We start from the raw sequence: 26190 nt of genomic DNA on the forward strand, positions 1-26190 counted from the left end.
TATCATCATTATATTTTTCGATGTTTCTTTAATGCAAATACATTCCCTACTGCAAATAATACTGAGAAAAATAGTAAAACAGTTAAATCTAATGCAATCTCTGTAAATCCTTGATTTCGAATCATCACCTGTCTCATTGCGTCAGCGCCGTATGTGAGCGGAAATAATTTCCCTAACATTTGGAGCCACTTATTCATCGATTCAATTGGAAACAAACCAGAAAAGAATATTTGTGGCACAATGACAAGCGGTATAAACTGAATCATTTGAAATTCATTATTTGCGTATGCTGATAAAAATGTCCCTAAAGTTAATGCCGTTAAAGAAAGCATACATGTAATAAGTAGCGTTAGCCATATAGAGCCAGCTACATACAAGTCTAAAATATAAACTGAAAAACTTACAATTATAATGGATTGTATAAATGCAAAGATCCCAAAACCAATAATATATCCTACAACTATTTCCCATCTTTTAATTGGAGTTGATAATAACCTTTCTAACGTACCGCTTAAACGTTCTCTTACGAAAGACACCCCTGATAAAATAAATACAAAGAAAAATGTAAAGAAACCAATCAATACAGGGCCAAGCCCATCAAACATTGTAAAGTCTTTAGAGCCATGTAAATAATTCACTTCAGGTTTCATTATCGATATATCGTTCTTCTCTGTACTTTTTTGTAATATTTGAAGTACAGCACGATTTTTTGACGAATCACTACCTTCTAATACAATATTCATTTTTCCATTTTCTAAACGAATGACTGCATCTACCTTTTGATTTTCTAGCTCAGACATTGCCTTTTCTTTATTATATTCATAAATTGACGCTTCCTGATTTTTCATCACTTTTACTAACTGAGCGGGCATATCAACAACAGCAATATGCGGTACATAGTCCTTTTGTGTAAACACTAGCGACAATAACCAAAGTAATAACATAGGTGCCCCAAACATCATCGCTAACGAACGTTTATCTCGAAAAAATTGGCGAATAATACGAATGATTACACCGGTTACTCTCATGATTCAGCCACCTCTTCCAACAAAAAGACATCTTCAATCCTTCCTGATGATACCCGCTTTTTCAATTCTTCAGTTGTACCAGTCGCAACTAGCTTTCCTTCTCTAATTAACCCTAGGCGTTCACAAAATTCAGCTTCGTCCATAATGTGTGTCGTTACAATAATGGTTGTGCCTTTCTTTTTCAAAGCATAAAATTTTTCCCAGATCGTTTTTCTAAGAAGCGGATCTATCCCCACTGTTGGTTCATCTAAAATTAATATTTCAGGTTCATGAAGAAGGGCTATTGCTAATGATAAACGCTTCTTCATCCCGCCTGAAAAATGCTGCACTTGTTTTTTCATATGTTGTGATAATTGTACGAGATCAAAAACCTCTTCAATTCTTTCTTTTTTATGCTTTCCCTTTAATCCATACATCGTTGCCATAAAATCTGCATTTTCATATGCTGATAATTCTTCGTATAATGCATCAGCCTGAGCCATATAACCAATTCTTTTCATTTCATTTAAATTAGGCATATTAGTATGATTAACAATCACTTCACCTTCCGTTGCCTCATTAATACCCGCAATCAATTTAATAAGAGTCGTTTTCCCTGAACCTGAAGGCCCAACTAAGGCAAATATCTCTGCTTTTTTAACTTGTAATGAAAGATTGTGTAAAACTTCTTTTTTCCCAAAACTTTTGGATACAGTCCGTAAAATAATGGAAGGTTGCTGCACGTATTCTTCCCCCTTTTCCAAAATGAGTGATTACTCACTTTTATTTTACTCTTGCGTAATTATATGTCAAACTTCATTGATTAGTATGATTTTCCGTCAACAATATTAAACAATGAAACAGAGTCGACATTAGAATTTCATTTCCTAAAGTCGACTCTGTTTCATTTAAATTATATATTTTACTTTACGTTTTTAAGTTCATATATTTCCTAATTCTAGCAACATCTAAAGAATATTCGATAACTAATTGCTGTAACGGTAAAATAACTGTGTCAGGATATAAATGTGCATATTGTAATGTTTCTGCATATTTTTCTAACCTTTTTTCTAAATACTTTATAATTTGATCAGGATGGCTTACTAATAAACATTTGCAATAATAATGTATTTGTTCCTCAATCGCCGTATACTCTTCAATTTCATATTCTTTATGCATGTGTACACCCCTTTAAGTTTTTTACATGAATTACTTATCACACTTTTCACTCGACTAATTTTTAATTTTTTGATTATTTACACTATAACAAACTCTTCAGGTCAAATTTTGTTACTTTATGTAACGTAGAAAATTTTTAACAAAATTGTAATGTTAACTTGTATAAAATGCACATGTCCTATTTTTTCTGTATAGAAAAGTCGTACAGTTCAATTTAACTGTACGACTACAAGTTCTGGCCTATTAAAAATTCTTTGCGGAATGTTACTATTACCTAATCCTCTACTTACTACCATAGACGTATTTTGTTCTTCATATAAACCAGCTGTATGTTTAGGTAAAACACCTTGATTTAGAGCCACTAATTTGCTGATAAATAGTAACTTAAATTGTCCACCCTGAGCGTGGCCTGATAAAACTATATCCATTTCCTCATCAGCATAATACTGAATAAATTTAGATCTATAGAATAAATTATCTATTTCTCCTATTTATAGATATACTCCTATGTAATCCGTAATTTTCCTTATCAGATAAATTAATAAAAATTATTTCCCTACACATTGAGATTACAAGTTGTATAAGGAAGCTCTTCTTTATTCCATGCAAGAAATCCTCCCTTTAGATTAACTACTTCCTTTATACCAGCTCTCTGTAAAATACTAGCTGCTATAGCGGAACGTAATCCGGTTCGACATTGTAAAACGATTGGGCAATCCTTTGGTATACAATCTAGCTGCTTCAATAGATTTCCTAAAGGGATATGTATTGCATCATGAAGATGTCCTTCGTCCCACTCTTTTTTACTACGTACATCAATTACCTTAACCCTACCATCCTTTATATGCGGATATAATTCAATCGATGTTTTTTCTTTGTAACTTTCAAATCTATCGAGTCTTTGTATTACTTGTAAGGGTGCAAAGGCAATAATATTATCTAGACCAATAGATTCAAAGTCTCTAATAACCTCCTCCACTCTAACCTTTTCCTCATCTAGAATGATTAAAGTTTCTGTTTTATAATCTAGTAACCATCCACACCAGGTTGTGAAGGAATTGTTATACGGTATGTTAATTGATTTCTCGATGTGACCAGAAGCAAAACTCTCTACATCCCTTATATCAACTATTTGCTGAACGCTCCTCATAACTCCTTGAAGTTCCTCTACTGTTTTAATAGCAAAAATCTCTCTTTTCTTACGAATGGGCGGACCATACTTATTTAAATTCTTCATTAAAGAAAAATACCTTGGAGGCTCTGGCTGCCCCGTCAATAAAGTCGATATAAAATCACTTTCTTCATTACACTGAAATGCCCAATTGAACATCTTTTCATAACCTAAGGTAGAAGTTGGAATTGCTCCTAATGCTTTTCCACATGCGCTTCCTGCACCATGTGATGGCCATATTTGCAAATAATCAGGGAGTGTTTTTATTTTTTGTATCGAATCAAATAATTGTTTTGCTCCTATTTTTGCGGTATCTTTCATACCTACAGCAGTTTCTAATAAATCGGGTCTTCCTATATCTCCAACAAATATAAAATCACCTGTGAATATTCCTATTGGCTTATCATTCGTATAGTTATTTTGACTTGTATCAGTTACTAAAAAAGAAATACTTTCAGGTGTATGCCCTGGTGTGTGAATTACATTAAATTTTATATGACCTACTTTAAACTCTGTGCCCTCTCTAACCAAATTGTATTGACCTTCGTTAAGATATTGATATTTCCAATTACAATCACCTACATCAGATACATATAAATTGGCATGATAAAGAGTAGAAAGTTCTCTAGATCCAGAAAGAAAATCTGCATGAATGTGAGTTTCAGCCGCAGCAATTACTTCCATCCCCTCTTTCTTAGCAAATTCTATATATTGTTCTATATAGCGACCTGGATCAATTACAATTGCTACACCTTCCTTCTGACAACCGACTAAATAGGAAGCATGTGCTAATTTTTCATCATAAAAATATTTTAAAAGCATAGCTATACCCTCCAAATAGTTATTTCAAATTACTTTTCAACATTTGTAACCGCTTTCTATATTCTCCTATAGGATCCCTTTCAACATAAAGTTCCAATACATATAGGGCAACATATATCTTTTAAGTAAAAACATACTATATCGTTCTTTCGCTTGATTAAACGGAAATGTTTCTTGAGGCTCATGTTCATAGTTAAATTCAGCGAGTATAAGACTTTTATAACCTGTAACAATGGGGCACGATGTATATCCATCATATTTAGCATGCAAGTCTCTTCCGTTAAGTACGTCCATAATATTTTGTTTTAATACAGGTATTTGTTTTCGAATTGCCGCTCCAGTTTTAGAGGTGGGTAAATTGGTACAATCTCCGAGTCCGAAAATATTCTTATACTGTACATGTTGCAAAGTATAAGGTTTTATATCTACCCAGCCCTGAGAATCACTTATTTCACTCTCTTTAATAAAATTAGGTGGCCCCATTGGTGGAACAACATGGATCATACTGTATGGTACGGTTTCTCTTTTCAGTGTTTGCGTATCTTCAAAAATTGCTTCTCTCTTTTCGGCAATAATTTCTACTAAGTTTTTATTATAATTCGTTATAATTTGCTTTCTTTCTAGTACTTGTTCTAATGTATTAGCATATCGTGGAACCTGAAATATGTTAGCATTCGCAGTATAAAACATTACTTCACTTTTGTTTCTTACACCGTTATTAGAAAAATACTCTTCTGCTAAATACATAATCTTTTGTGGAGCACCACCGCATTTAATAGGAGTATTTGGGTGGGTAAAAACCGCATTTCCTCCTTTAAATTTTTCAATTTCTCTCCAAGTAGAATCAACATATTTATAAGAGTAATTGCTACAAACCCCGTTAGTTCCAATAGACTCTTTTAAACCTTTAATACCGTCCCAATTTATTTGTATACCGGCTGCTACAATAAGAATTTCATACTCAAGCAGCAGTCCATCATCTAAAAGTAGCTTATTTTCATCCGGAAACAACTTAACAACACTTTTAGGGATCCATGTTGCCCCTTTTGGAATAAGCAATTCTTGATCACGTATCGTGCTTTCCTTTGATACAATTCCTCCCCCTACTAAACTCCATAGTGGTTGAAAGTAATGTTTTTTTGATGGATCAATAATTGCAATACTTTCTTTCAATAGGGGTACATTTCGTAACAAATGTGCAGTAGAAGATATTCCAGCAGTCCCAGCACCAATTACAACAATTTTATAACTATCTCTGGTCTTCATTATCCTCTTCCTATCTAAAATTGATTTTTAAAATAATTAATTAGTAGCCGTATTTTCATCGTAGTAACATTATTATAAGTTAAAAACACCATGTATTTATTTGATTAAAATGAAAATTTTGTTAATTTAATCGTCAATCTTACTTTATGCGTAATTCCCCTATGTTACTTCCATCTTTTATATTTCTCAATGCTAGTCTTTGTCCTATCTTACTTTAATGACAATTTCTCTCTACGCTCAAATCTATCTTTATCCCCTTTTTCCAAGAAAGTACTTCTTCTAAGCCGTCTTCACCATTCACTTCATAGCTTATTTTCCAGGCTCTAATCGCTCCAGAATTAACAGAAAACTTTGCCGTAACGTCAACTATTGAATGATAACCATCTTTATAAAAAGTTAAAACCAACAATTTTTTAGCTTTAGAATATTTTATTCTGCCCTTAAAAAATACTCCCCTTAGATAAACAGATTTTTACTTTTTATCTGTCTACCTAATGAGGAGCATATCATTATACAAGTGTGTTCTTTTTTCAGTTTTAATAGCTAAAATTCTTAGCCTATAGTAGCTAAATTAAATTATTTTACACCAACCTGATTCCAAGCATTTTCTATGGCTTTATACGTTACACTATCATAGCCATCATAATCAGCCGCAGATTTTTAATAAAGCAGTACGAGCTTATTTAAAATCGCTAGAATGAGTTTCTATAAAATAAAGTTAAAATAATATTTCAGGTCAAAACATGCTCTTAGATATTTTGAAGAGATTATTTTACTCATATCTGTTTTCTTTTCAGGCGCTCCTAATAACTAAGTTCTATTGAAACCTGAACTGAAATAATTCTTCCATAACATTTATTTTAATTTTAGTACGAACGGTAGCCTTTCTAAAATCACTCTCGAACAAAAACCATAATAAGTCTATTAGATGGATTCCCAAATCTCCCAAGGCCCCACTAGTTTTATTACTTTGAAAATCATCTCGCCAAGTAAACGAAGTTCTCCTAAAAGCGCTATTCTTTTTATTTACTCACCAACTATATGACCGTTATCAATATAGATCCATTACATAGCTCTATCATATGTACTGATGCTTTCTATAATAAGATGACAATACAATTTCCTAATATAATAGACGTAAAATAGATTTAGGTGATTATCTTTGGAGTATTATAAAGGAGAATATAAAATGCAAGGGAATCAGATAAGAAAGAATACACACAGCAAACAAGAGCCCGTTATAACACGGTTGGACCAACGGTAATACTCAGGCTGTTTCGTACTCTCATGCATTCTTCTTAGACGAATACCCGTGGTTAACATAAATGATGTGAAAATGAGTGCTGTTCCTTTAAACAGGTCTAAAAAATCTGTAAAGATTTTCATAAACGAAAATACATCAGAACTGAACAGGAAATACACACTTAGTCTCATAAACATCATACTAATAAATGAGAAAATCATACTTCCGGTTGCCCACTTCATCCATTGACCATTCTTTGTAATTAATGCCATAACCATGACAAATATCTCCTCTTTCTTGTAATTTGTTAAGATTCATAATCCAGCCTGCGAACTTGAAAACAGTACAAAAAAGGCTTCTTCAAGTCGATTAACAATGTGCATAGCGAAATAAGCTATATATACACTAATCGACTCAAAGAAGCCCTTTCACAATTGAAACAAGACGTAACTTGCTTCTACAACTCAACCACAACACAAGAAGGTGTGGGAATAAATAGAATCAAATAAACGAACAATCTAACCGCACATTACACAATTAGGATAATTGAATAAAGATACTTTCTAAATTTCAACGTATTCCCCAAAAGAATTCTCCTTCCTCAAGCGCGAAGGACGTAGCCAAGGATAGGTGGAAGATAAATATCAATTCGGCATATAAACTAGCTATATGAAGTCCTTTGATAACTTGATATAGGACGTTGAAGGAAGAAAATGAAGTGCGAAAACCCATGCCATTTGGTTCCTGCGTAAAATATCAATTGTACCAAAAGAGCGATTATACGAAGCACATCTAGGGAGGAACATCCCTAAGTAACGATCAGGGAGCCGAAAGCTTACTTTCGAACTGAGAATCTCCCACTTCAGGCTTTGCTAAGTGGCGTGTAGTTCACGATAAATTTGATTCTGAGAATATAAATACTAAATTTACTCTCAAAAACAGAAACCTAACTGCATTTCTGCTGAAAATAAATATAAGAAAAACGTTCTACTCCATATGAGTAGAACGTCTTCTCACTTTACTTCATATATATTTTTGGGAATTATTTGTTATGTGTCGTATTTAAAAAATTAATAAATTCATCTTCATTTACAGGCTTACTGTAGTAATACCCTTGAATTAGATAACATGCATTTTGTTGTAACACTGTTAATTGCTCCTTCGTTTCTACCCCTTCTGCTATTACTTTCATATTTAAAGTATGGGCTAACGAAATAATAGTTTGTATAATTTCATCTCCATCATTTGAAGTTCCAATCCTATTCACAAATTCTCTTGGAATTTTCAAAGTATCAATTGGATACAAAGGTAAATACGCTAATGAAGAATAGCCTGTACCAAAATCATCAATTGATAAATGTACACCATATGATTTTAATGCTTTTAACTTCGATAAAGTTTCTTTTTCATCTACCATGGCAATACGCTCTGTTAATTCCAAATCAATCGAGTTAGCTGGTACCCCTACTTCTTCTATAATAGATATGACTGTTTGAACAAAGCCCTTCTGTTCAAACTCTATAGCTGATAAATTTATCCCCATCTTTAAATTTGAATAGCCTGCAGAATGCCATTCTTTCAGTTGCCGACACGCTTCCTGTAACGTCCATTTCCCAATTGAAATAATCTGCGATGTTTCTTCCGCGATAGGTATAAACTCAAAAGGTGAAATTAGCCCAAGCTCTGGATGTTGCCAACGTATTAAAGCCTCTGCACCAATAACCTTACCTGCCTTACTATCAACTTGTGGTTGATATAATAAAAACAACTCATTATTTTCAATTGCATTCGGTAAATCCTGTTCTAATTGTAATCGTCTTGTTATTTTTTGAGATAATGTCTCGTCGTACATACAAACAGCATTGTTACCTTTTTCCTTTGCGCTATACATGGCGATATCAGCATGTTGTAAAAGTGTAGTAGTGTTTATTCCTCCAAACGGATACACTGCTATTCCTATACTAAGAGATAAGTAAAAACTATGCTGATTGACTACAAATGGTTTTTCAGTTATACGAAACAGATTTTCACATAAATCCAATAGCTGTTGTTCTGTGTGGTTATGGACTAAGACTGCAAACTCATCTCCCCCTATTCTAGCCAGAGGAATAGACGGTGACAGACATGTCCTAAAACGTTTAGCAACTTCTTTTAAAACACTATCACCAATTGAATGTCCCATTGTATCATTAATGGTCTTAAAACGATTTAAATCTATATACAAGAGTCCAAATTCACCCTGCGTTTTTTGTGCACGTTCAATGGATTTTTCTAATTCTTGTTGGAAGAATATTCGATTTCCAATCTCCGTCACTGTATCATGGAATGCTAGATAGTTTATCTTATCTTGTTGTTGCTTCATTTTCGTAATGTCTTTTACCATTACATAACTCCCAAAAGTTTGTCCTTCTATCATAATAGGAACAATAGTGACATACCAAAAATATATATCCTTCTCATTATTATGTTTCACACGTAACTGTAAAGAAGACGAACTACATCGTTTCCCCATCTTTAGGGCTGCTTCCAATTCAGGTTTATCTTCATCTAAAAAAATAGAGAAGCACTCTTTTCCTATTAATGCAGCACTGTCCTTCCCTAATAATATACTTCCAGACTGGTTTATATTTAAAACGGTACCATTTGGATCAATAGTTAATATAGGGTCTGGATGATACTCATATAAGGACTTAAACCTCTCTTGATTTTTTACCAAATCATTAGATTTTTTTATTAAATCTGCTGTTCTTTGAAATACTTTTTGCTCTAATTGATTATTAAACACTTTTAATGTTTCGGTTAAATCTTTGTTTTGCATGCGTACAATTATATGACGAATCAGTACAAATACAAAGGCAATACAATTTCCCGTAATCAGTGTAGATGAAGAAGTTTGCTCTTTCAAAGTAAAACCAATTAAGATTGCAACTGCAAGATAAGGGAATATGACAAGAAGTTTCTTTCCAAATGTCGGATTAATAATAAAATAATTTCTTTTAGAAGATACACTCCTTGGGATAGTCGCAGCAATAGCGATAAATAATAGAAAAACTCTATACAAACACCTTAATAATATAACTGAACGATCTGACAAATCATCTTGTAAGTAAAAATATAAGTAGTCCGTAATAGCAAATCCAGTTAATACTAGGATAAAAATAAACAATTTACTTTTTGCATTGAAAATAGCAGGTCGAAAGATTAGTGTAACTCCAAGTAATAGAAGCAATAAATCTATAATCGGAAAAATAAATGAAAGAAAAACATCTCCAATTGAAAAGAATAAGATATTTGCAGAAGGTTTATTAAATAGGTACCACTCTAATGTAAAAATAGCAGTAACAACAATGCATAAATCACAAAGTAAATACGCTTTCTCCCATTTGTTACATTCCATCATGATTTTATAAAAGAACGCAAAGAGAAAGAAGAATAAGAAAAACAACAAAAACACATCAGAGATATTAAAATTTTGAATTGGTAATTCTACATTAAGTACTTGAAAAGCTGATATAAAATTCCCTATCAAGAAACACCCTATTGCAATAGTAATACAAACCCAAAAGACTCCTAGTTTAATTTTTCTTGATGCTATCGAGTAAAGTAATGAGATAAATACAGTAATTTCAACAACTAAGGATGATAGTCGTATATTAAAATCTGATACAAAATACTCATTCGGAAAAACAAATAAAAATATAAAGCAAAAGCTTAAATAAGCTACTAAAGCCAATATCAATACATAAAATTGCACATGTGAATGTTTACGCAATGGAATCACCTTCTTGATTTTTTCTAGACTTTTTTAAAATGACTTGATACGGCACAACTCGTATTCATTAAACTAAGTGTTACCTATCATTCCTTATTATTACCTTTTTAAAAGTTTTCTTTCTACATACTACAGTCTTATTTGCTTCCCGCAGATATTCTCCATTTTTCAACTAAGGATTCCCCAAAGAATAAGATGTAAAATGTGTTTTTTAAGTATTCGCTCATCGTTAATTTGAATGATACAAATTAACTATTCTTTGAATATGAGATAGAATCTAAGCTTCCATTGCAACATAGTTAGTCGCTAATTGACACCCTTAGAAAGAAGGAAGATATACTATCATAAACTTAGAATTTCGAATGAAATTACCAAACCTACTGTAACAATTATAGTTACAACTAGGAGGTAATGTCAATTTCAAATAGCTACCTTTTAATGGACAAAAGACGCGACATTTTGAACAAAATATGATGTTTATAAAAAAAGATGTATTGTTATATCTAATTAGCCAAACAATTATACATGATCTAGCATTAAGTGAAGATGATATTGCATCTCCACAAAAAGAATGTTACCCTAAAAATAGAAATATGAAAGGAATGATGGATGAATAATGATTAACTAATTTATATTTTAATTTGAATTTTATAACTTCAAACTACAAAATATAGGGTTAGTCTATCCATTTTTATAATTCATTTCATACTTTATTTGTCATGATTCAAATGATTAATAAGTACTTATTAAGTATAAGAGACAGACTAATCCTTCCGATTAATAATTGGGGGATTTTTTTATTCCCTTTTATGTAAGTTGAAATTTATTAATCGCTAAATTTACCTAACAAATAAAGGAGCGGGAAAAATGGCTAATTCAGACACTATTGTTACACATGTAATGCTCTATATAAGTCGTTAATATCCATCAAACTTATATAGAGCAATTAAAAAATGGATGGATGTTCCGACTTTATATGAAACGTTTCGATATATAAAGGAGGAATTATTATGTCAATGATAAAAGTTCAAGACTTAACTTTTTCATACCCAGGTAGCTTTGATAATATTTTTGAAGATGTAAACTTTCAAATAGATACGGATTGGAAACTAGGATTTATCGGTAGAAACGGACGAGGTAAAACGACATTCCTTAATTTATTATTAGGGAATTATGAGTATAGTGGAAAAATCCTTGCTTCGGTAGAATTCAATTACTTCCCCTACCCTGTTGCAGATAAGAACAAATTTACTCATGAAATCCTTGAAGAAATTTGCCCCCAAGCAGAAGGTTGGGAATTTCTACGTGAAATATCCTATTTAAATGTTGATGCCGAGGTCATGTACAGACCGTTTAAAACTTTATCAAATGGAGAACAAACAAAGGTGTTGCTTGCTGCACTGTTTTTAAATGAGGGCCAATTTCTATTAATTGATGAACCAACAAACCACCTAGACACTGATGCAAGAAAAATAGTCTCTGATTATCTAAGGAAGAAAAAAGGGTTTATTTTAATTTCACATGACAGAATCTTTTTAGATGGATGCGTTGACCATATCTTATCTATAAATAGAGCGAATATTGAAGTTCAAAGCGGGAACTATTCTTCTTGGAAATTAAATTTTGATAGACAGCAAGAGCACGAACAAGCTACAAATGATCGTCTACAAAAAGACATAGGAAGATTAAAACAGTCTTCCAAGCGTTCAGCAAGTTGGTCTCACGATGTAGAAGCTTCAAAAAATGGAACAAGGAATTCAGGTTCTAAGTTGGATAAGGGATTTGTAGGACATAAAGCAGCTAAGATGATGAAAAGAGCAAAAAACCTCGAATCAAGGCAGCAAAAAGTTATTGAAGAAAAGTCAAAATTACTAAAAAATGTGGAGAAAACTGAGTCATTAAAATTAGAAGCATTGAAGTTTAAGTCAAATGAATTGGTTATTTTGGCTGACGTGTCTGTTAAGTACGATGACCAAGTTGTGAATGAGCCGATTAGCTTCATAGTTGAACAAGATGACCGAATTGTACTTGATGGCAAGAATGGGAGCGGGAAAAGTAGTATCCTAAAACTAATTCTAGGGCAATCGATACAGTATACAGGCTTAGTTACTTTAGGTACAGGACTCACCATTTCCTATGTCCAACAAGATACCTCTCATTTGAAGGGATCACTATCAGACTATATTGAAGAGCAAAAAATTGATGAGACGTTATTTAAATCCATCTTACGAAAGATGGACTTTGACCGAATTCAATTTGAAAAAGATATATCTCATTATTCTGGTGGACAAAAGAAAAAACTGCTTATCGCTAAAAGTTTATGTGAAAAAGCTCATTTATATATTTGGGACGAACCGCTAAATTTTATAGATATTTACTCACGTATGCAAATTGAAGAGCTGATTCAACAATTTAATCCTACAATGGTTATTGTTGAGCATGATAAGGCATTTCAACAAACAGTTGCAACTAAAACTATATCTATGTGACTTCACTCGAATCATTAATAAATCAAGCCATTAGTTTATAAAGTATTTGAATGAAATGTCGAAAAAGCCTAATTTCTCTACAATACATTGAGAAATTAGGCTTTTTAATAGGAAAATTAGGATTCATAAACACTGAGCAATTCATATATTAGGCTTATCTGTTAAAGCAGAAATAATCCTGCTCACCAAATCTTCTGGCATCCATTCATGATTTGTATCATTCGTTTCATTTGTTCCTAAAGAATCAATGAACTTTTTAAACTTTGGAAATAAAACAATAGAAGTGATCCAATGTATCGTATGATTTATAGAAAAGAAATGAAATACTCCTTGTTTTTCCCCTTCCTGCAATATTTCTTTTAACTGTTCAAAACTACCTATAAAATACGGTTTAATCTTTTCTAATCTTGCACTTTCCTTAATAATCTCCTCATATGCCAATGTGCCAATTTCAGGATTTTCTTTTATATGTGTAGTAAAGACTGTTAAATATTCTTTTAGAGCATTAATAGGATTAAATTGATTCTTCTCAAGAAAATTAGGTAACTCATTAGCAAGGCCATATTTCTTAAATACCTCATAATACAGGTTTTCTTTCCCATTAAAATAGTATGAAGCCATAGCGACATTTACTTTCGCTTCTTTTGCAATTTCTTGTATGCTCGTACCTTCGTAACCACGCTCTCCAAATTTTTTCTTAGCAGCCTTCAAAATATTTTCCATCGTCTGCTCACGAGACTTCCCCATTTCACACACCTCAAATAATATATATTTCACTTCAAAAATCCAATAAGGAATTTGAATAGAGTTTCTTTTTAATGAAATTTAATTATATATTTAAAGTAGTAACTTAACAACCGATGAGGTCTTCATTACTTTAAACAATTCGCCACACAACGTACGCCTCAAAAAGAGACAGCTCTTCAATCTCTCCTTTCCTAATTAAACGCCATGCTTAAAAAAATATCCCCCTGCGTGACATGAATAGCTTTCAAATATTTTACGCTCTTTTCTACTTGAGTAAAAGAATGAACAAAAAATAATAAGGACCAGAGTTTATCTGGTCCTTTCATTACGTTATACAGATTTAAAATAAACCTTTATACTCATATTTTGATGAAATAATTATCCATCAATTGTACCTTATTTACTGATTAGATTTTTTTAATCTCAATATAAGGTCCTTTGATGTTTAATTTGTTAATGTCATTTGAGATATTACCTACAGTTGTTTTTTCATTAAACGTGTAGACCTTTTCACCATTTACAAAGATACCCCAATTTTTATCTTCGTAACTGATACCATAACCAGCATTGCTAGATGTAGCCTTAAGCTGATTTCCATTCATTGAAAAAGATAATTTTCCTTTTCCTTTGTTAAGCTGGTTATTCACGTTGTTGATACCAATCATTTGTTCTTCAGGGGCTTTTTGGTTATCAAGAGTAACTTGATGGTTTTTCCAGTCTAATTTATAGTTGTTTGTAAAGAACTCATTATATGTATCCTTATTATTTGTTCCCCACCATTTTGAACTTACCCATTCAATATTGTACTGATCTGAAATTCTACGATTTGTTATTTTTAAATCTGATGTAGATTCTGTTTTATCAGCAGTGATAACCGCTACTACATTAGGAGAAAAACCATATCCTGTTAAAGCTGGTACTGTGTCTTTTGAAACAAAATTATTCGTTCCTTCATTATAACTACGTGATTTCATAAATAGTTGATTACCATAGAAAGTATTGAATGAATCACGATTATAAATTCCCCACTCTGGGAAATTAAACGATTGGAATCCTACTTTCCAATTTAATTTTTTATCTGTGTGAGTCTCTAATACCGTTTTATAGTCTACCTGATCATAAGATACACTTTCTTTCCAAGCAAAGCTACCTGTAATACTTGCATCGGCATTTGGCCCTTTATCGTTTACTCCAACTTTAACACTCCCACCAAGTGTATACCCTACCTCAGAAGTAACCTTTGCTGAAGTCATTGTATTAACTGGGGCAGCTTTATGGAATTGAGCGCTATCGCCACTAGTTATTTCTGCTTCCGTATGATACGCCGATGGCCATTTTAAACCTGCGTTATAGTATCCCCCATTAATTGTATATTTCGCATCTATATTACTACCATCAGTGGTAACAATTGCAATTTTTTTATCTGCGTAAGGATCCTCAATAAAAGAAACCTTTATTGAATTTTTGATATTCTGCTTCATGTCATAAGTAGTTTTAAAACTATTATAGACTTTCCCACCATTTTGAAGATTTTCTACAGTTCCTTTAGAATCTGCAAATGCAGATGTTGCTTGTAAACCAAGTGATCCAGACATAATAACGGACGCTACGGCAACACTTTTAGCTATTCCCTTTGCTTTTTTCATACAGACAGCCACTCCTTCTTAAACATTTAAAAGATATAAACGTATTATTTTTAGCTCTCAATACTAGAGATAGATTTATAACGTTACAATGTAGAAATTTATTAATCTTTATGCCAATAACTATCAACACTTGATTTGCTAATTTCCATCTCTTCTTTACTGATAACTATTATCAATATTATTAAAACACAGAATAACGATTTAAACAAGAATTTTAAATATATATTTAAAATTCTTGTTTAAAAAAATACAAAAAAATTATAGAATTCTTTATTTTGAGAATTACTATATTTTCATTTGCTTATTACAGCCTATATTCAGATACATTATTTCCTTTCCATTCATAATAATCTAAAATCCCCTCATAAATGGCTTCTGCAGCAATCTGCCTTCCGTTTTCTGTAGATAACTTACTGTAATCGATACCATTATCTATAAAAGCAAGTTCCGTTAACACAGCTGGCATGTCATTTTCTCTTATAACATGAAGATCTCCATGTTTAACGCCTCTATCACGTGTTTGAAGAGCGTCTACTAATCGAGTTTGAATTTTTTCAGCTAAAACACGACTCTCTTCCACATGAGGATTTGTTTTTTCAGATTTAGAAGATTTATAGTAGTATGTTTCCGTCCCTTTTGCATTACCATTAAAAGCATTTGCATGAACACTTATAAAGATATCCCCCTGATTTTGTTTAGCAAATTTCACACGTTCCTGTAAAGAGCTTTTTTGATCATGTCCTGGTCTAGTATCAGATTTACGAGTTAGTAAAACTGTAAATGGTGTATGTTTTTCAAGCAATTTTTGTAGACGTAAAGAAGTGTCTAGTACAATCTTACTTTCAGGTAATCCCTTTGTGTCTTTTCCAGGATCTTCGCCACCATGTCCGGGATCAATAATTATGGTTTTATTTTCTAAAGGATTACTATGACTATATTGAAGCATATCTGTTTTTGCAGTTAGTTGTGCAGCTTCAGCGCGTGTTATGAATTTATTTGGTTGCCAGCCATTATCTGTACCAACTGAAATTTTCAAATCAATTAAAGTATTTGCGAACTTTTCACCCCAATGGCCCTTTAAATCTTCAAATTTACTTTGTCCATTGCTAGTGTTTCTATTTTGTAGTTTATATGCATTCACTAGCATAGTAGCCATAGCAGCACGAGTAACTTTTCCAGAAGGATTAAATATTCCATTTCCTTCACCTTTAATGATTCCTGCCTTTTCAGCTGCGGCAATATAAGGGGTTCCCCAGTGGTTTTGTGAATCTTTAAAAGATGGTTTTGCATTTAAATCAATGTGTATACCAAGAGCCTTAGTCATAATTGTTGCTGCAGAAGCTCTATCTAGTGTATCACTTGAACCAAAAGTCCCATCTGGATAACCACTCAATACTTGTTTATCAACTAAATAAGTAACGGATTTGTCAGCCCATGCAGGAACATCTGGGAATCTGTGAGTATCTGCAACAATACTAGTAGAATATGATAGTAAACTTCCAGCAAGAATTCCTGTAGCAATTAATTTGTTCTTCAAAATTTAGCACCTCTAAGAAATTATTACAAGTTGGTAAATTATATCAATTATAGTTCATCTTTAAATCATATGACTTCGAATAAAGTATAGATTAAGTTGGTGTCATCACTATATTACAGATCAAGAATCTTATATCGAACTATTATTTCGAGAAGAACCCTTCGACATACACTTATAGATTGAGACTACTAAATATATTCACCAACATTGTGTAACCAGTATAGTTACTTATATATACGAGTGTCAATTAAAAAAATCTTACATTTTTGTAAGATAACAAGATGAATAACACACAAAGTAATTATTTAATAATGTGAATAATTACTTGATTAAGTAAAATAGTAGTTTTATATTTTAAACAAAATTGATTATTAGTTAGGGGAAATAACTTATAATAACTACCTTTTCGACGATAATCATAAAGCCCACTTACACTTCAATTCTCCGTTAAATACCATTGTGAGCGCTCCTGTAATCTAGTCAATTGGCTCCCATGATTACTTAAACTTTAAATATTATGCCCCAACATCTCTAGTAACCACCAAAAGCGGCCACAAATGTTTTTACTAATATATAAACACAATCCATCTTTTTACTTCCTTAAGGTATCTTCGAACTATAGAAGGAACAAAAAAAGAAGAGGGTTTTCTTCCCTCTTCACCAATAAAATCGAACATATTTACAATTAAGGAAGGGTATACATTCATCAAAGGATGAATGTATTAATAATAATAGTTCACCTAGTGAATTATAACATAGAACCACTTCCATTAATAGATATCATTAACATTTATGGAATATTTGTTACAAATCGGTTAAACATCTTAATATTAAAAGGCTTTATATGTATAGAACCAGAAAATGGCAAGTGTAGGGATAAAATATAAGGGGGATATATAATTATGTTTACACAAAAACAAAAATTAGTAACAACCGTAACAGCTTTAACATTAGGATGTGGATTTACTTTTGGATTAACACCGGCATTTGCAGATTCTAATAAGGCGTCTGTAAGCACTACACCTATTCATTCTATTCAAAAACAAGAACAAGAGCCGTTTACTGGATATGTCATTTCAGTAGAAAACAATTATTTAGTGGTTGCTGCTACATCTACAAAAGATGAAGCTCTCGCTTATCAAAATGATTGGTGGGAGTTAGTTTCTCAAAATAAAATTTTAAGGGTTCCAGTTTCAAATGGTAAAAATTACACTATAGGTGAACAGTTAAATGTTTATGCTGCTGCATGGACCAAATCTTTACCCCCAATTACTGTAATGCCTAAAATTGAAAAAGTAATTCAATAGATTATGCTAAAAAATAACAAGGCATCATTCTAATTAGAATGATGCCTTGTTATTTAGTAAAAAACTGAATACGTAATATTTATATTCTTTTTCATTGCTCTATGATTCCCATCATATATTAACCTAATACTTATCATTCTGCACCTCACGTAAGATCATACATCTCACATTACTGTAAATATATGAATCGCTCCTCTTTCATCTTTCAAATAGCAGTATCGTTTACAATTCTATTTTTACAGATTCATATATTCTTCTAAAGTCAGTTTTTTCTTATATATACTTTCAGCAATATCCCCTACATAGCGAATATGCCACGGTTCATATGCATATCCAGTAATACTCTCTTTGCCTTTTGGATAACGAATGATAAAACCTGCACGATGCGCATTTTCTTTCAGCCATTTTCCTTCTTTCGTATTCCCAAAGGTTAACTCTAGCTCATTATTTGCACTTTTTGAAGAAACATCCATCGTTAATCCTGTTTGATGTTCACTATGTCCTGGCTTTGCCGAGAAGCGATCCGTATGCTCTTGTCCTTTTCTTTTCACGTTGTTTGCATACAGTTTTTTTTGATAATCATAGGAGCGAAAGCCAGAAACAGCATTCAACTGGATTCCTTCTTTATTTGCTAAATCAAATAACCTTTCTAGTGCTTCTGCTGCCTCTTTACGAAGGTAACTCTTTTCTAGCGTTCCACTGAATGAGAATGGTACATTTGGTACAACTAAATCTTCCGGTTTATAGTCTTCAGGCAATCCATATTCTTTATTAACTACAGCTTGTACACTAGCAAAAGAACTTGCTATGTTATTTGAAGTACTATTTTTCTCTTTATTTATGGAGTTTTCACGAGTTTCATAGTTTGTTTTTCTTGGTTCTTTACCAATAGATTGATTGGTATAAACGATAAAGATACCAAGTATCACAATCATACAAGTAAAAATCCCTACTAATTTAATTCTCATTATTCATTTCCTTCCTGCCACTCTTAATATTTCTCGTTTATAATACTACAACCATATCAAATTCATATTAATTTGAAGTGAACTTTTGTTCTTAACATATTTCTTAACAGAAAGACAGTATATCCTCCTTTTCGTTCGATACGCTAAAGATACTAACACGCAGAAACCAATTCTATTCCTACATATGGAAAAATAATCTAAAAATTTGTATAATAAGATTAGAAGTGTAGCATTCTATTATAGAAAGGTCTTGGTATAATGCTAGGTATTGATGTAAAAAAAACAAAAGAAGAGTTAATAATTTCATGGCAATTGGCGGAGATTACCATTCCATTACGTGATGTAATTGAGGTTACTGAAGATGCTACCTATGCGGGTGTTGAAGTGACTAGTGCAATCCGTATTGGCACTGCATATGGAACAACGGATCGTATTTTAATCAAAACAGTAAAACAAAATTATGTATTATTTACAACAAATAAAGTTTCAATTTTAAATGCAATAAACGCTTAAAAATGAACAAATTAACGGGCTTAAACAAAGTCCAAGTTAAATAAAAGGTGCGAAGCCATGGAATTGACTTTACACCTTTTTTTAAATACTCTATATGAATGTAAATCCCCTTTAACATTTCAATACTTTATCACTTCTATCACATCTTACTACTTTATACCCCATTTTTCTAAGCAAAGTAGAACAATACTCCATTCTCGGTAGTAGTTACACCATACTTCCCACCATGTAAGTCAAATATGTTTTTTACAATTGAAAAAACAAATCCCGTGCTGCAGCTTGGAAAATTATTCGAGATATACAAGGTTTTTATGCCTGAATACAGCATGAAAAAAGCCTTGGCGACCAAACCAAGACTTTTTATGACCTTACGAACTATCAATCAACAAGAATCAGAACCACCCGACTTCTTGTTCATTATAATCTAGCATACACCCTCAATTTACTATACATTTTTTATATTTTCAACAATTTCCATTTCTTTCACACAATATTCATGCTTTTCAATTCTGAAAGTCCCCTTACTCTACCTCTGCCATATAAACCTCCATTCTAATACAATTTGTACATCGTTATCATTCTACCTTCATCATAATCAAATACACTATATTGGTAATTTTTGCTGTGTCTATTGATAAAAATGGCAATGATACCTACAGATAAGATATTGTACAACACATTATTTGTTTTATATTGAATTTCTCTCCCTCTTTCGTCTTTTGCTTCATCACTGGACTGAAATTGTATTACGTACATCTGACTAATGAATATTACAACTAAAAATAAAATTTTTAACCACAACATATGACTCACTCCTCCTGATAATCAAACACGTCTGTTATTGGCTTTTCAAATACATTTGCGATTTTAAAGGCAAGAATTAGAGAAGGATTATATTTATTCTTTTCAAGAGTAGCGATAGTTTGTCGACTAACACCAACCCTTTTTGCCAATTCTTCTTGAGTCCAACCTTTTTCTGCTCGACAAACTACAATTCTATTATGTAACAATAGGAACACCTCTCAGAAAAAAATGTAATTTATTTCTTACAATTCATAAAGTATTTTTTACAAATCTTTCAACACTTAAAATAAATTTATATCAAAAGATTATGAGTTATAAACCCCAAAATTCCCCCCTTTATAAAATAAAGCTCTTTACTTTAAAGTATATAAATATCCCTAACCAAAACTAAGAAAGTATTAAATCATATTTGATTAAGTAGAAGTTTCATTTGATACATCTGTATACTCTCATTATGATAATTACTTAGCGGAAGTATAAACCTACATTTTATGAAAAGTTACGCTTCCTATGATACTTATCCAAAACCTACGCTCCCCCTAATAAGAAGTATTTAATAGAAAACTGTAAAAAAATACATTAACGAAACTTGAACTACCTTACCTATACTTTTCAAATTTAAAAACATGGACAACTATTTAATTCAGAATATTCTGTATTTTTATGAAAAAAATCATGATTAAATTTAATTTATCGAATTCCTGTTATTATCAGAATAAGCCTTTACAGAGAAATGGGGGATATTATGACTGTTCAAGAAAAAAGTAATAAACAATTGATGGAATTATTACATGAATGGTATGAAGAAATTCGTTTATATCATGTAGTAGAAGCAAAACAAACATATCTAAAAGTAAAAGAAAGTTTAAAAGGAATAGAAACAGACCAATATGTATCATTCTATTATTCCCTGCTGAATTTTAGATATAAAGTTTTGGTAGATGGAATGAGTATTACAAAAGATTCTTTTAATCAAATAGAAAAACTACCTCATATTAAAGATGAATTTTCATTTTTAGCTTACTATTATTATTTCTTTAAGGCAATCCACTCTACAATTATAGCAAATTATACTGAGGCAAAAACATACTATGAAAAGGCGGAAGGACTTTTAAAAGGTATACCTGACGAAATAGAAAAAGCTGAGTTTGAGTATAGATTTTCAACATACTGTTATCAATCTTATCAACCATTTGAAGCGATTCAACATGCAGTAAAAGCCAAAGAAATATATTTGAATCATGTAGGCTATAAAATTAATATTGCTTTATGCGACAATGTATATGGACTGGCTTGTATAGATCTAAGAGAATTTGAAAGAGCGGAAGAATGTCTCAATATGGTTATTGATATTTTTAAGAAGTATGATGAAGAACAATTATTATTACGAGTACGATCCAATTTAGGCTGGTTATATAATATTCAAGATTTATATCCATTGGCGATTAGACAGAGTTCTGAAATTATAAATACCATACCGAACCATTTTAAAGCATTATTTGTCTTAGCAAGAGCATATTATAAGTTAGAAGGCATTGAAACAGCAAGAGCATATATCGAGCAAGGAATGAAATATACAAATGAATCAGGAAATGAGGAATATAAACACCGTTTCGCAGTTTTAAATGAACTAATTACAGAACTGCCTAGAATTAAACTAGAAAAAGTAGTTACTGATGCCATTTCTTATTTTGAAAAAGAGGAAATGTGGGATTGTGTAAAAGAATATGCAGAGATTTTAGCACTGCAATTTTACGAAACAAATAATCATGTTAAAGCGAGTAAGTATTTCTATATTAGTAATAATGCTGATAAGAAACATTTAAGAAAAGGAGCGTTAAAGTAATGAAAAAAATAAAAAAATTGTTATTCAGTACGATAATAGTAAGTACATTAGCATGTAGCATGATTAGTTTAAATGTATCACAACACTCTTCATTTAATGGTGGAGATACGCCAGCACCAACAAAACTGATTATCTCTGGTGGAGTATCTATTAATTAACGTAATCCAGTTTTCTTACTTAAAAAATCAGAAAATTCATACTACAAATACAAAAAAGTTGAATAAAGTAGATAAAATATTGAACCCCCAGTCCGAAACAGGTTTGTTTCGGACTATTCACGTTACTATAATTGTGCGTAGGATGATAGACTAAAAGTAGACAAGATTTTCTTAACATAAAAAAGAGCATCCTATCGCCATGTATAGGAGTGCTCTTTTTTGCGTATATATTTAAACTTCTAGTTATAACTTTTTTGCACTAGAGTTATGTTTCTTATATTTTTTTTACAATTCTACTAAGTTTTTTGTAAAATTCACCTTTCGTTTTTATATGCTTAAACTGATTTGGATTAATATTTACTTTTTGTGAGAGTGCGACAATTTCCTCTTTTGTAATTGAATCTTTAGTATTTATAGATGCTATGTTTGTATATTTTCCATCTTCAGTTTTTGGAATTTCTAAAATCCCTTTATTCACAAGATCTACTACAGCCTTATGCTCTGAAGAATGTGTATTCACGCCAGTAATTTTCCAATTATGCATAACTTTTGGTGTGTAAACACCGTTCTTCACCTCTTTTAAATATGTAATAGCAAGATTACGAATGGTTCCACCAGTTTCCCCGAATGCATTCTCTTGTTTAGATGACCAAATTTGTTCAAACTTACGCCCCTCTAAAGCTCCACCTTTTGCCTGAAGAGCCTCCATTCTATATGCATTCATTCCCAGCGTCATAACATCGTTCGTTTTGATTGGTTTATTTGTACGAATAGAACGTAAATTTGTAATTCTACTTCCATATGGTTTTGTTAAGTCAATTTCGTATTTTACGCCTCCAAAGAAATCATTCGTACTGTATTTAGACGCACGACGGGTTTTATCAAAACTAACTGTTACATCTCCAGGACGAGATGAATTAAAGTACCCTGCTGCCCATTCCATATAGTCTTTTAAGTCTTTCCCAGTTACCTTATATACCGTAATTTCACCCAAAGCATATTGATAATTATATGCAATATCTTTTTTCTTAATAGGACCTACATCCAAACGGGCATTATCGTTATCAATTTGATGAGCTACTACATCTGCTTTGCTGTAATAGAGCATGACCTCATGAAAGAAATCTGATAAAGGTGTCTCTTGAATCTGCACACTTGGAATACCCTTTATTTCATTTTCAGGAACAAGGTTTCTACCCTTTAATTGAGCGACTACAACATTTGCATCTCCCCTCGCATACTCGTGAAAAGGTGTCAGTGTGTCTTCAAGTGTAGGATCAGATACTACTGTTGTTCCATCAGTATTTTTTACAGGTATAGCGGTAGCGGCTTTATTTTTTAAAACCAACTTCCCATCTTGCTTTGTAAAAGTAAGGTCAATACGTGAGATATGTGTTCCATATTTATCTGGTTCCGTGATAATGACACCATTTACAACTTCTTTTTTTACAAGCTTATGCATATGAGCTGCAAAAATAGCACTTAATTCCGGACAAGCATTCGCAATATCTTGAACCCCAGTACCAGGGATTCCATTCTCATTTTCTAATCCCATATGCATAACCCCTACCATTACATCTACTTTACCCTCTAATTCTTTAATTGCCTTTTTTGTCTCTTCTACTGGATTTTTCACTACCAATCCATCCAAATGATCTGTCCCTTTTTCGAAATCACTAATCATTGGTGTATTCATACCAATAATCCCAACTTTAATTCCACCTTTTTCAACAATCGTATATGCAGGAAGAAAACGCTCTCCATTTTCCTTATAAATATTTCCTGCTAATGTATTTCCCTTATATTGTTCACTAACTTTTTTCAATGTATCTAATCCAAAGTTAAATTCATGATTTCCAAATGCCCAAGCATCATATCCCATTGCATTCATCGCTACCATCATTGGCGATTGTGGCTGATCATTGAATAACTCTACTGAGTTTCCTTGAATTGTATCCCCAGCATCTACTAATATTGTATTGGGATTTTCCTGACGCACCTTCTTTATAACCGTATAAAGTTGCGTTAAACTTCCACTCGTATTTGCACCATCAAGCGCATAATCCCAAGGCATAAATCTACCATGAATATCTGCAGTACCTAACAGTGTAATGTTAACATCAGATTCCTCAGCTTTTGAGATAGATGGTTTGACTGTTACTGCTGTTCCAAGAAGTATAAAAATAACAAAATAACATAAATAGTTCTTCCATTTCATTTTTTGCATAATAACAATATTTCTCCCCTTTTGTACTGTCGTATAGATGCTTGAACTTTAAAAATGTAACTTATTATTCGGAAAACTTCAACTACAAAAAGTAATTTCACGGGTGATTCTTTTATAAAAATAAAGTGCATATAAGTCTACAGATTTATATTTTGTGTGTAAAGACGTCACAAAACGCTTTGTTTAAATAATTAAGGGCAATAAACAAAGTAGTGAATTTACACTACTTTGTTGTATATAAATTATTTGAATTCTTTTCTATATAATTTAAACAGAATACATTTCTCCCAAAATAGACAATGATTTTTACTTTCCAACTTTACAAAGTAATTTTATCTCCTTAATTTGTTTTATATGGCGCTGTTCATGTAAATAGATCAGTTCTATCCACTGATCAAGAAGTAATTCTCCAAGAGCTGGATGCATCACTGATTTTTTCGCTAATATAGATTCATCTTCTATTGTACTTAGGAAACGCATTAGTTGTTTTCTCGATTCGTTTAACAAATCGACCATTTGCTGCACTTCAAATGGTTCTATGCTTGGTTCAATCATTTCTGGGGCCATAAATTTTATTGATCTATCTAATAATATAGATTGAATTTCTTTACGCTCATTTTGTGTACTATCCATCTTTTTTAATCCTGACGAAATCACTGTTATTACTCTCTCATCTAATAAAACTAAGTGATGACAAACTTGTGCTATACTCCACTTATCCTTATCTGGTTTCCTATTAAATTGAGTATCGCTTAACAAAGTAATTTCCTCAAATAAATGATTTCGAGTTTCATAAAACTTGTCATTTACAAGTGTATTCATGAGAATTCCCCTTTCATCAAAAAACAAAATAGATTAATTCCTACTCTAGCAATATTCTCTACGAAAAAATATTATCCTTCACTACCTTTTGGTTATCATATCTTTTGTTGCTTGTGCCAATTTAACAGCAAAACTTGTACCGAAACGAAATTTAAACCAAAACAAGAAACGAATAAAAGCAATCTTTGCAATATAAGTTTGTATATAATTCCATTCAAAGGCTTAAAATATCGAAGTGTCTATTCATAAATCCATTGTTTTTAATCTCATCTCAAAAAGGAGCTGTATTATATGGATAAAGAAAAGCTAGTAAGCGAACAGATTGTTCGCGTCCCATCGGATGCCCTAAATACCCCTAGTAAGGAACAAGAACAAATGCTAGAAACATCATCTCAAGTGGAACATAATCCAAACAATAACAATAAAGATAATAACCAAAACCTATACGGCACAGACTTCCCCATTTCAAATGTAGATAGAACAACAAACAAAAAGTAAATAACTAACAAGTCAGAAACACAGGCCAAAATAAAAGATTTTTTTACATAATCTCTAAAAGAACTCTCTTACTTTAAATGTTCGCAGGACAATAATCTGGCGATAACAGTATGAGGAATTTTTCTTTCTGCCTACAAATAGCAAAACGAGCACCTTATCACTATGAAT

General features: G+C 32.0%; 20 protein-coding genes and 5 pseudogenes. 7 read left to right on the forward strand and 18 right to left on the reverse strand.

Annotated features, from left to right (window positions below; translation table 11 throughout):
• Positions 1 to 8: 8 nt before the first annotated feature.
• The 8 genes and pseudogenes from AC0L0O_RS12040 to AC0L0O_RS12075 all read right to left on the reverse strand — a co-directional run.
• Positions 9 to 1028, reverse strand: a complete 1020-nt coding sequence (locus AC0L0O_RS12040) for an ABC transporter permease (RefSeq protein WP_428888796.1) — start codon at positions 1026 to 1028, stop codon at positions 9 to 11.
• Positions 1025 to 1750, reverse strand: a complete 726-nt coding sequence (locus tag AC0L0O_RS12045) for an ABC transporter ATP-binding protein (RefSeq protein ID WP_134189159.1) — start codon at positions 1748 to 1750, stop codon at positions 1025 to 1027. Before AC0L0O_RS12045 ends, AC0L0O_RS12040 begins: the two co-directional genes overlap by 4 nt.
• A 184-nt stretch (positions 1751 to 1934) precedes the next feature.
• A complete protein-coding gene (locus AC0L0O_RS12050; protein WP_000548621.1) occupies positions 1935 to 2186 on the reverse strand; it encodes a hypothetical protein in 252 nt (83 codons plus the stop codon).
• 209 nt (positions 2187 to 2395) lie between these two features.
• A pseudogene (locus tag AC0L0O_RS12055) lies at positions 2396 to 2635 on the reverse strand (metallophosphoesterase); the annotation flags it as partial.
• Positions 2636 to 2742: 107 nt separating this feature from the next.
• A complete protein-coding gene (locus AC0L0O_RS12060; RefSeq protein WP_000925308.1) occupies positions 2743 to 4179 on the reverse strand; it encodes an MBL fold metallo-hydrolase in 1437 nt (478 codons plus the stop codon).
• Between the two features lie 66 nt (positions 4180 to 4245).
• A complete protein-coding gene (locus AC0L0O_RS12065; protein WP_000857331.1) occupies positions 4246 to 5445 on the reverse strand; it encodes an FAD/NAD(P)-binding oxidoreductase in 1200 nt (399 codons plus the stop codon).
• A 576-nt stretch (positions 5446 to 6021) separates the two neighbouring features.
• A pseudogene (locus tag AC0L0O_RS12070) lies at positions 6022 to 6148 on the reverse strand (M4 family metallopeptidase); the annotation flags it as partial.
• A gap of 138 nt (positions 6149 to 6286) precedes the next feature.
• A pseudogene (locus tag AC0L0O_RS12075) lies at positions 6287 to 6469 on the reverse strand (Gfo/Idh/MocA family oxidoreductase); the annotation flags it as partial.
• Between AC0L0O_RS12075 and AC0L0O_RS12080 the strand changes: the two are divergent.
• Positions 6469 to 6591, forward strand: a pseudogene (locus AC0L0O_RS12080) (YolD-like family protein); the annotation flags it as partial. The pseudogenes AC0L0O_RS12075 and AC0L0O_RS12080 sit on opposite strands and share 1 nt — an antisense overlap.
• Before the next feature lie 54 nt (positions 6592 to 6645).
• On the opposite strand, the pseudogene AC0L0O_RS12085 reads toward AC0L0O_RS12080, so the two are convergent.
• Together AC0L0O_RS12085 and AC0L0O_RS12090 are read right to left on the reverse strand one after the other, a co-directional pair.
• Positions 6646 to 6975 (reverse strand): annotated as a pseudogene (locus tag AC0L0O_RS12085) (hypothetical protein); the annotation flags it as partial.
• Between the two features lie 755 nt (positions 6976 to 7730).
• The gene (locus AC0L0O_RS12090; RefSeq protein WP_375361067.1) at positions 7731 to 10460 is read right to left on the reverse strand and encodes an EAL domain-containing protein; all 2730 of its coding nucleotides are present in this window, start codon (positions 10458 to 10460) and stop codon (positions 7731 to 7733) included.
• 1010 nt (positions 10461 to 11470) lie between these two features.
• On the opposite strand from AC0L0O_RS12090, the gene AC0L0O_RS12095 reads away from it, so the two are divergent.
• Positions 11471 to 12949: an Lsa family ABC-F type ribosomal protection protein gene (locus tag AC0L0O_RS12095; RefSeq protein WP_000061781.1), complete on the forward strand. Its 1479-nt coding sequence runs from the start codon at positions 11471 to 11473 to the stop codon at positions 12947 to 12949.
• Between the two features lie 141 nt (positions 12950 to 13090).
• On the opposite strand, the gene hlyIIR is transcribed toward AC0L0O_RS12095, so the two are convergent.
• The 3 genes from hlyIIR to AC0L0O_RS12110 all read right to left on the reverse strand — a co-directional run bounded on the left by hlyIIR (position 13091) and on the right by AC0L0O_RS12110 (position 16879).
• Positions 13091 to 13696 (reverse strand): hemolysin II regulator HlyIIR, encoded by a 606-nt coding sequence (gene hlyIIR / locus AC0L0O_RS12100; protein ID WP_042511262.1) that lies wholly within the window; start codon positions 13694 to 13696, stop codon positions 13091 to 13093.
• Positions 13697 to 14103: 407 nt separating this feature from the next.
• Complete coding sequence (gene hlyII, locus AC0L0O_RS12105; RefSeq protein ID WP_000709376.1) at positions 14104 to 15342, reverse strand: hemolysin II HlyII; 1239 nt, start codon at positions 15340 to 15342, stop codon at positions 14104 to 14106.
• Positions 15343 to 15646: 304 nt separating this feature from the next.
• Complete coding sequence (locus AC0L0O_RS12110; protein WP_000791604.1) at positions 15647 to 16879, reverse strand: N-acetylmuramoyl-L-alanine amidase; 1233 nt, start codon at positions 16877 to 16879, stop codon at positions 15647 to 15649.
• A gap of 902 nt (positions 16880 to 17781) precedes the next feature.
• On the opposite strand from AC0L0O_RS12110, the gene AC0L0O_RS12115 reads away from it, so the two are divergent.
• Positions 17782 to 18186, forward strand: coding sequence for a DUF3221 domain-containing protein (locus AC0L0O_RS12115; protein WP_428888795.1), 405 nt, complete (start codon positions 17782 to 17784; stop codon positions 18184 to 18186).
• Positions 18187 to 18422: 236 nt separating this feature from the next.
• Here the strand turns inward: AC0L0O_RS12115 and AC0L0O_RS12120 are convergent, their stop codons facing one another.
• Complete coding sequence (locus tag AC0L0O_RS12120; protein WP_001220643.1) at positions 18423 to 19154, reverse strand: M15 family metallopeptidase; 732 nt, start codon at positions 19152 to 19154, stop codon at positions 18423 to 18425.
• A 258-nt stretch (positions 19155 to 19412) separates the two neighbouring features.
• Here AC0L0O_RS12120 and AC0L0O_RS12125 point away from each other — a divergent pair, with 258 nt between their 5' ends.
• Entirely contained in the window at positions 19413 to 19667 is a 255-nt protein-coding gene (locus AC0L0O_RS12125; RefSeq protein ID WP_000900586.1) for a SunI/YnzG family protein, read from the forward strand.
• A 552-nt stretch (positions 19668 to 20219) separates the two neighbouring features.
• Here AC0L0O_RS12125 and AC0L0O_RS12130 read toward each other — a convergent pair.
• Both AC0L0O_RS12130 and AC0L0O_RS12135 read right to left on the reverse strand, forming a co-directional pair.
• Positions 20220 to 20471, reverse strand: a complete 252-nt coding sequence (locus AC0L0O_RS12130) for a hypothetical protein (protein WP_000964482.1) — start codon at positions 20469 to 20471, stop codon at positions 20220 to 20222.
• Positions 20472 to 20476: 5 nt separating this feature from the next.
• Positions 20477 to 20677, reverse strand: coding sequence for a helix-turn-helix transcriptional regulator (locus AC0L0O_RS12135; RefSeq protein WP_000903071.1), 201 nt, complete (start codon positions 20675 to 20677; stop codon positions 20477 to 20479).
• Positions 20678 to 21216: 539 nt separating this feature from the next.
• On the opposite strand from AC0L0O_RS12135, the gene AC0L0O_RS12140 reads away from it, so the two are divergent.
• Positions 21217 to 22317 carry a response regulator aspartate phosphatase gene (locus tag AC0L0O_RS12140; protein ID WP_000217988.1) on the forward strand — a complete coding sequence of 367 codons (1101 nt, stop codon included), beginning with the start codon at positions 21217 to 21219 and terminating at the stop codon, positions 22315 to 22317.
• The gene (locus AC0L0O_RS12145; protein WP_000721369.1) at positions 22317 to 22475 is read left to right on the forward strand and encodes a Phr family secreted Rap phosphatase inhibitor; all 159 of its coding nucleotides are present in this window, start codon (positions 22317 to 22319) and stop codon (positions 22473 to 22475) included. The genes AC0L0O_RS12140 and AC0L0O_RS12145 overlap by 1 nt, the downstream gene beginning before the upstream one ends.
• Before the next feature lie 274 nt (positions 22476 to 22749).
• On the opposite strand, the gene AC0L0O_RS12150 is transcribed toward AC0L0O_RS12145, so the two are convergent.
• Positions 22750 to 24702 carry a bifunctional metallophosphatase/5'-nucleotidase gene (locus tag AC0L0O_RS12150; protein ID WP_001171059.1) on the reverse strand — a complete coding sequence of 651 codons (1953 nt, stop codon included), beginning with the start codon at positions 24700 to 24702 and terminating at the stop codon, positions 22750 to 22752.
• A gap of 306 nt (positions 24703 to 25008) precedes the next feature.
• A complete protein-coding gene (locus tag AC0L0O_RS12155) occupies positions 25009 to 25524 on the reverse strand; it encodes a DinB family protein (RefSeq protein WP_001094918.1) in 516 nt (171 codons plus the stop codon).
• Between the two features lie 291 nt (positions 25525 to 25815).
• On the opposite strand from AC0L0O_RS12155, the gene AC0L0O_RS12160 reads away from it, so the two are divergent.
• The gene (locus AC0L0O_RS12160) at positions 25816 to 26022 is read left to right on the forward strand and encodes a hypothetical protein (protein ID WP_428888794.1); all 207 of its coding nucleotides are present in this window, start codon (positions 25816 to 25818) and stop codon (positions 26020 to 26022) included.
• Positions 26023 to 26190: the final 168 nt, after the last annotated feature.

It is taken from the genome of Bacillus sp. GS3m_15504 (assembly GCF_055825275.1).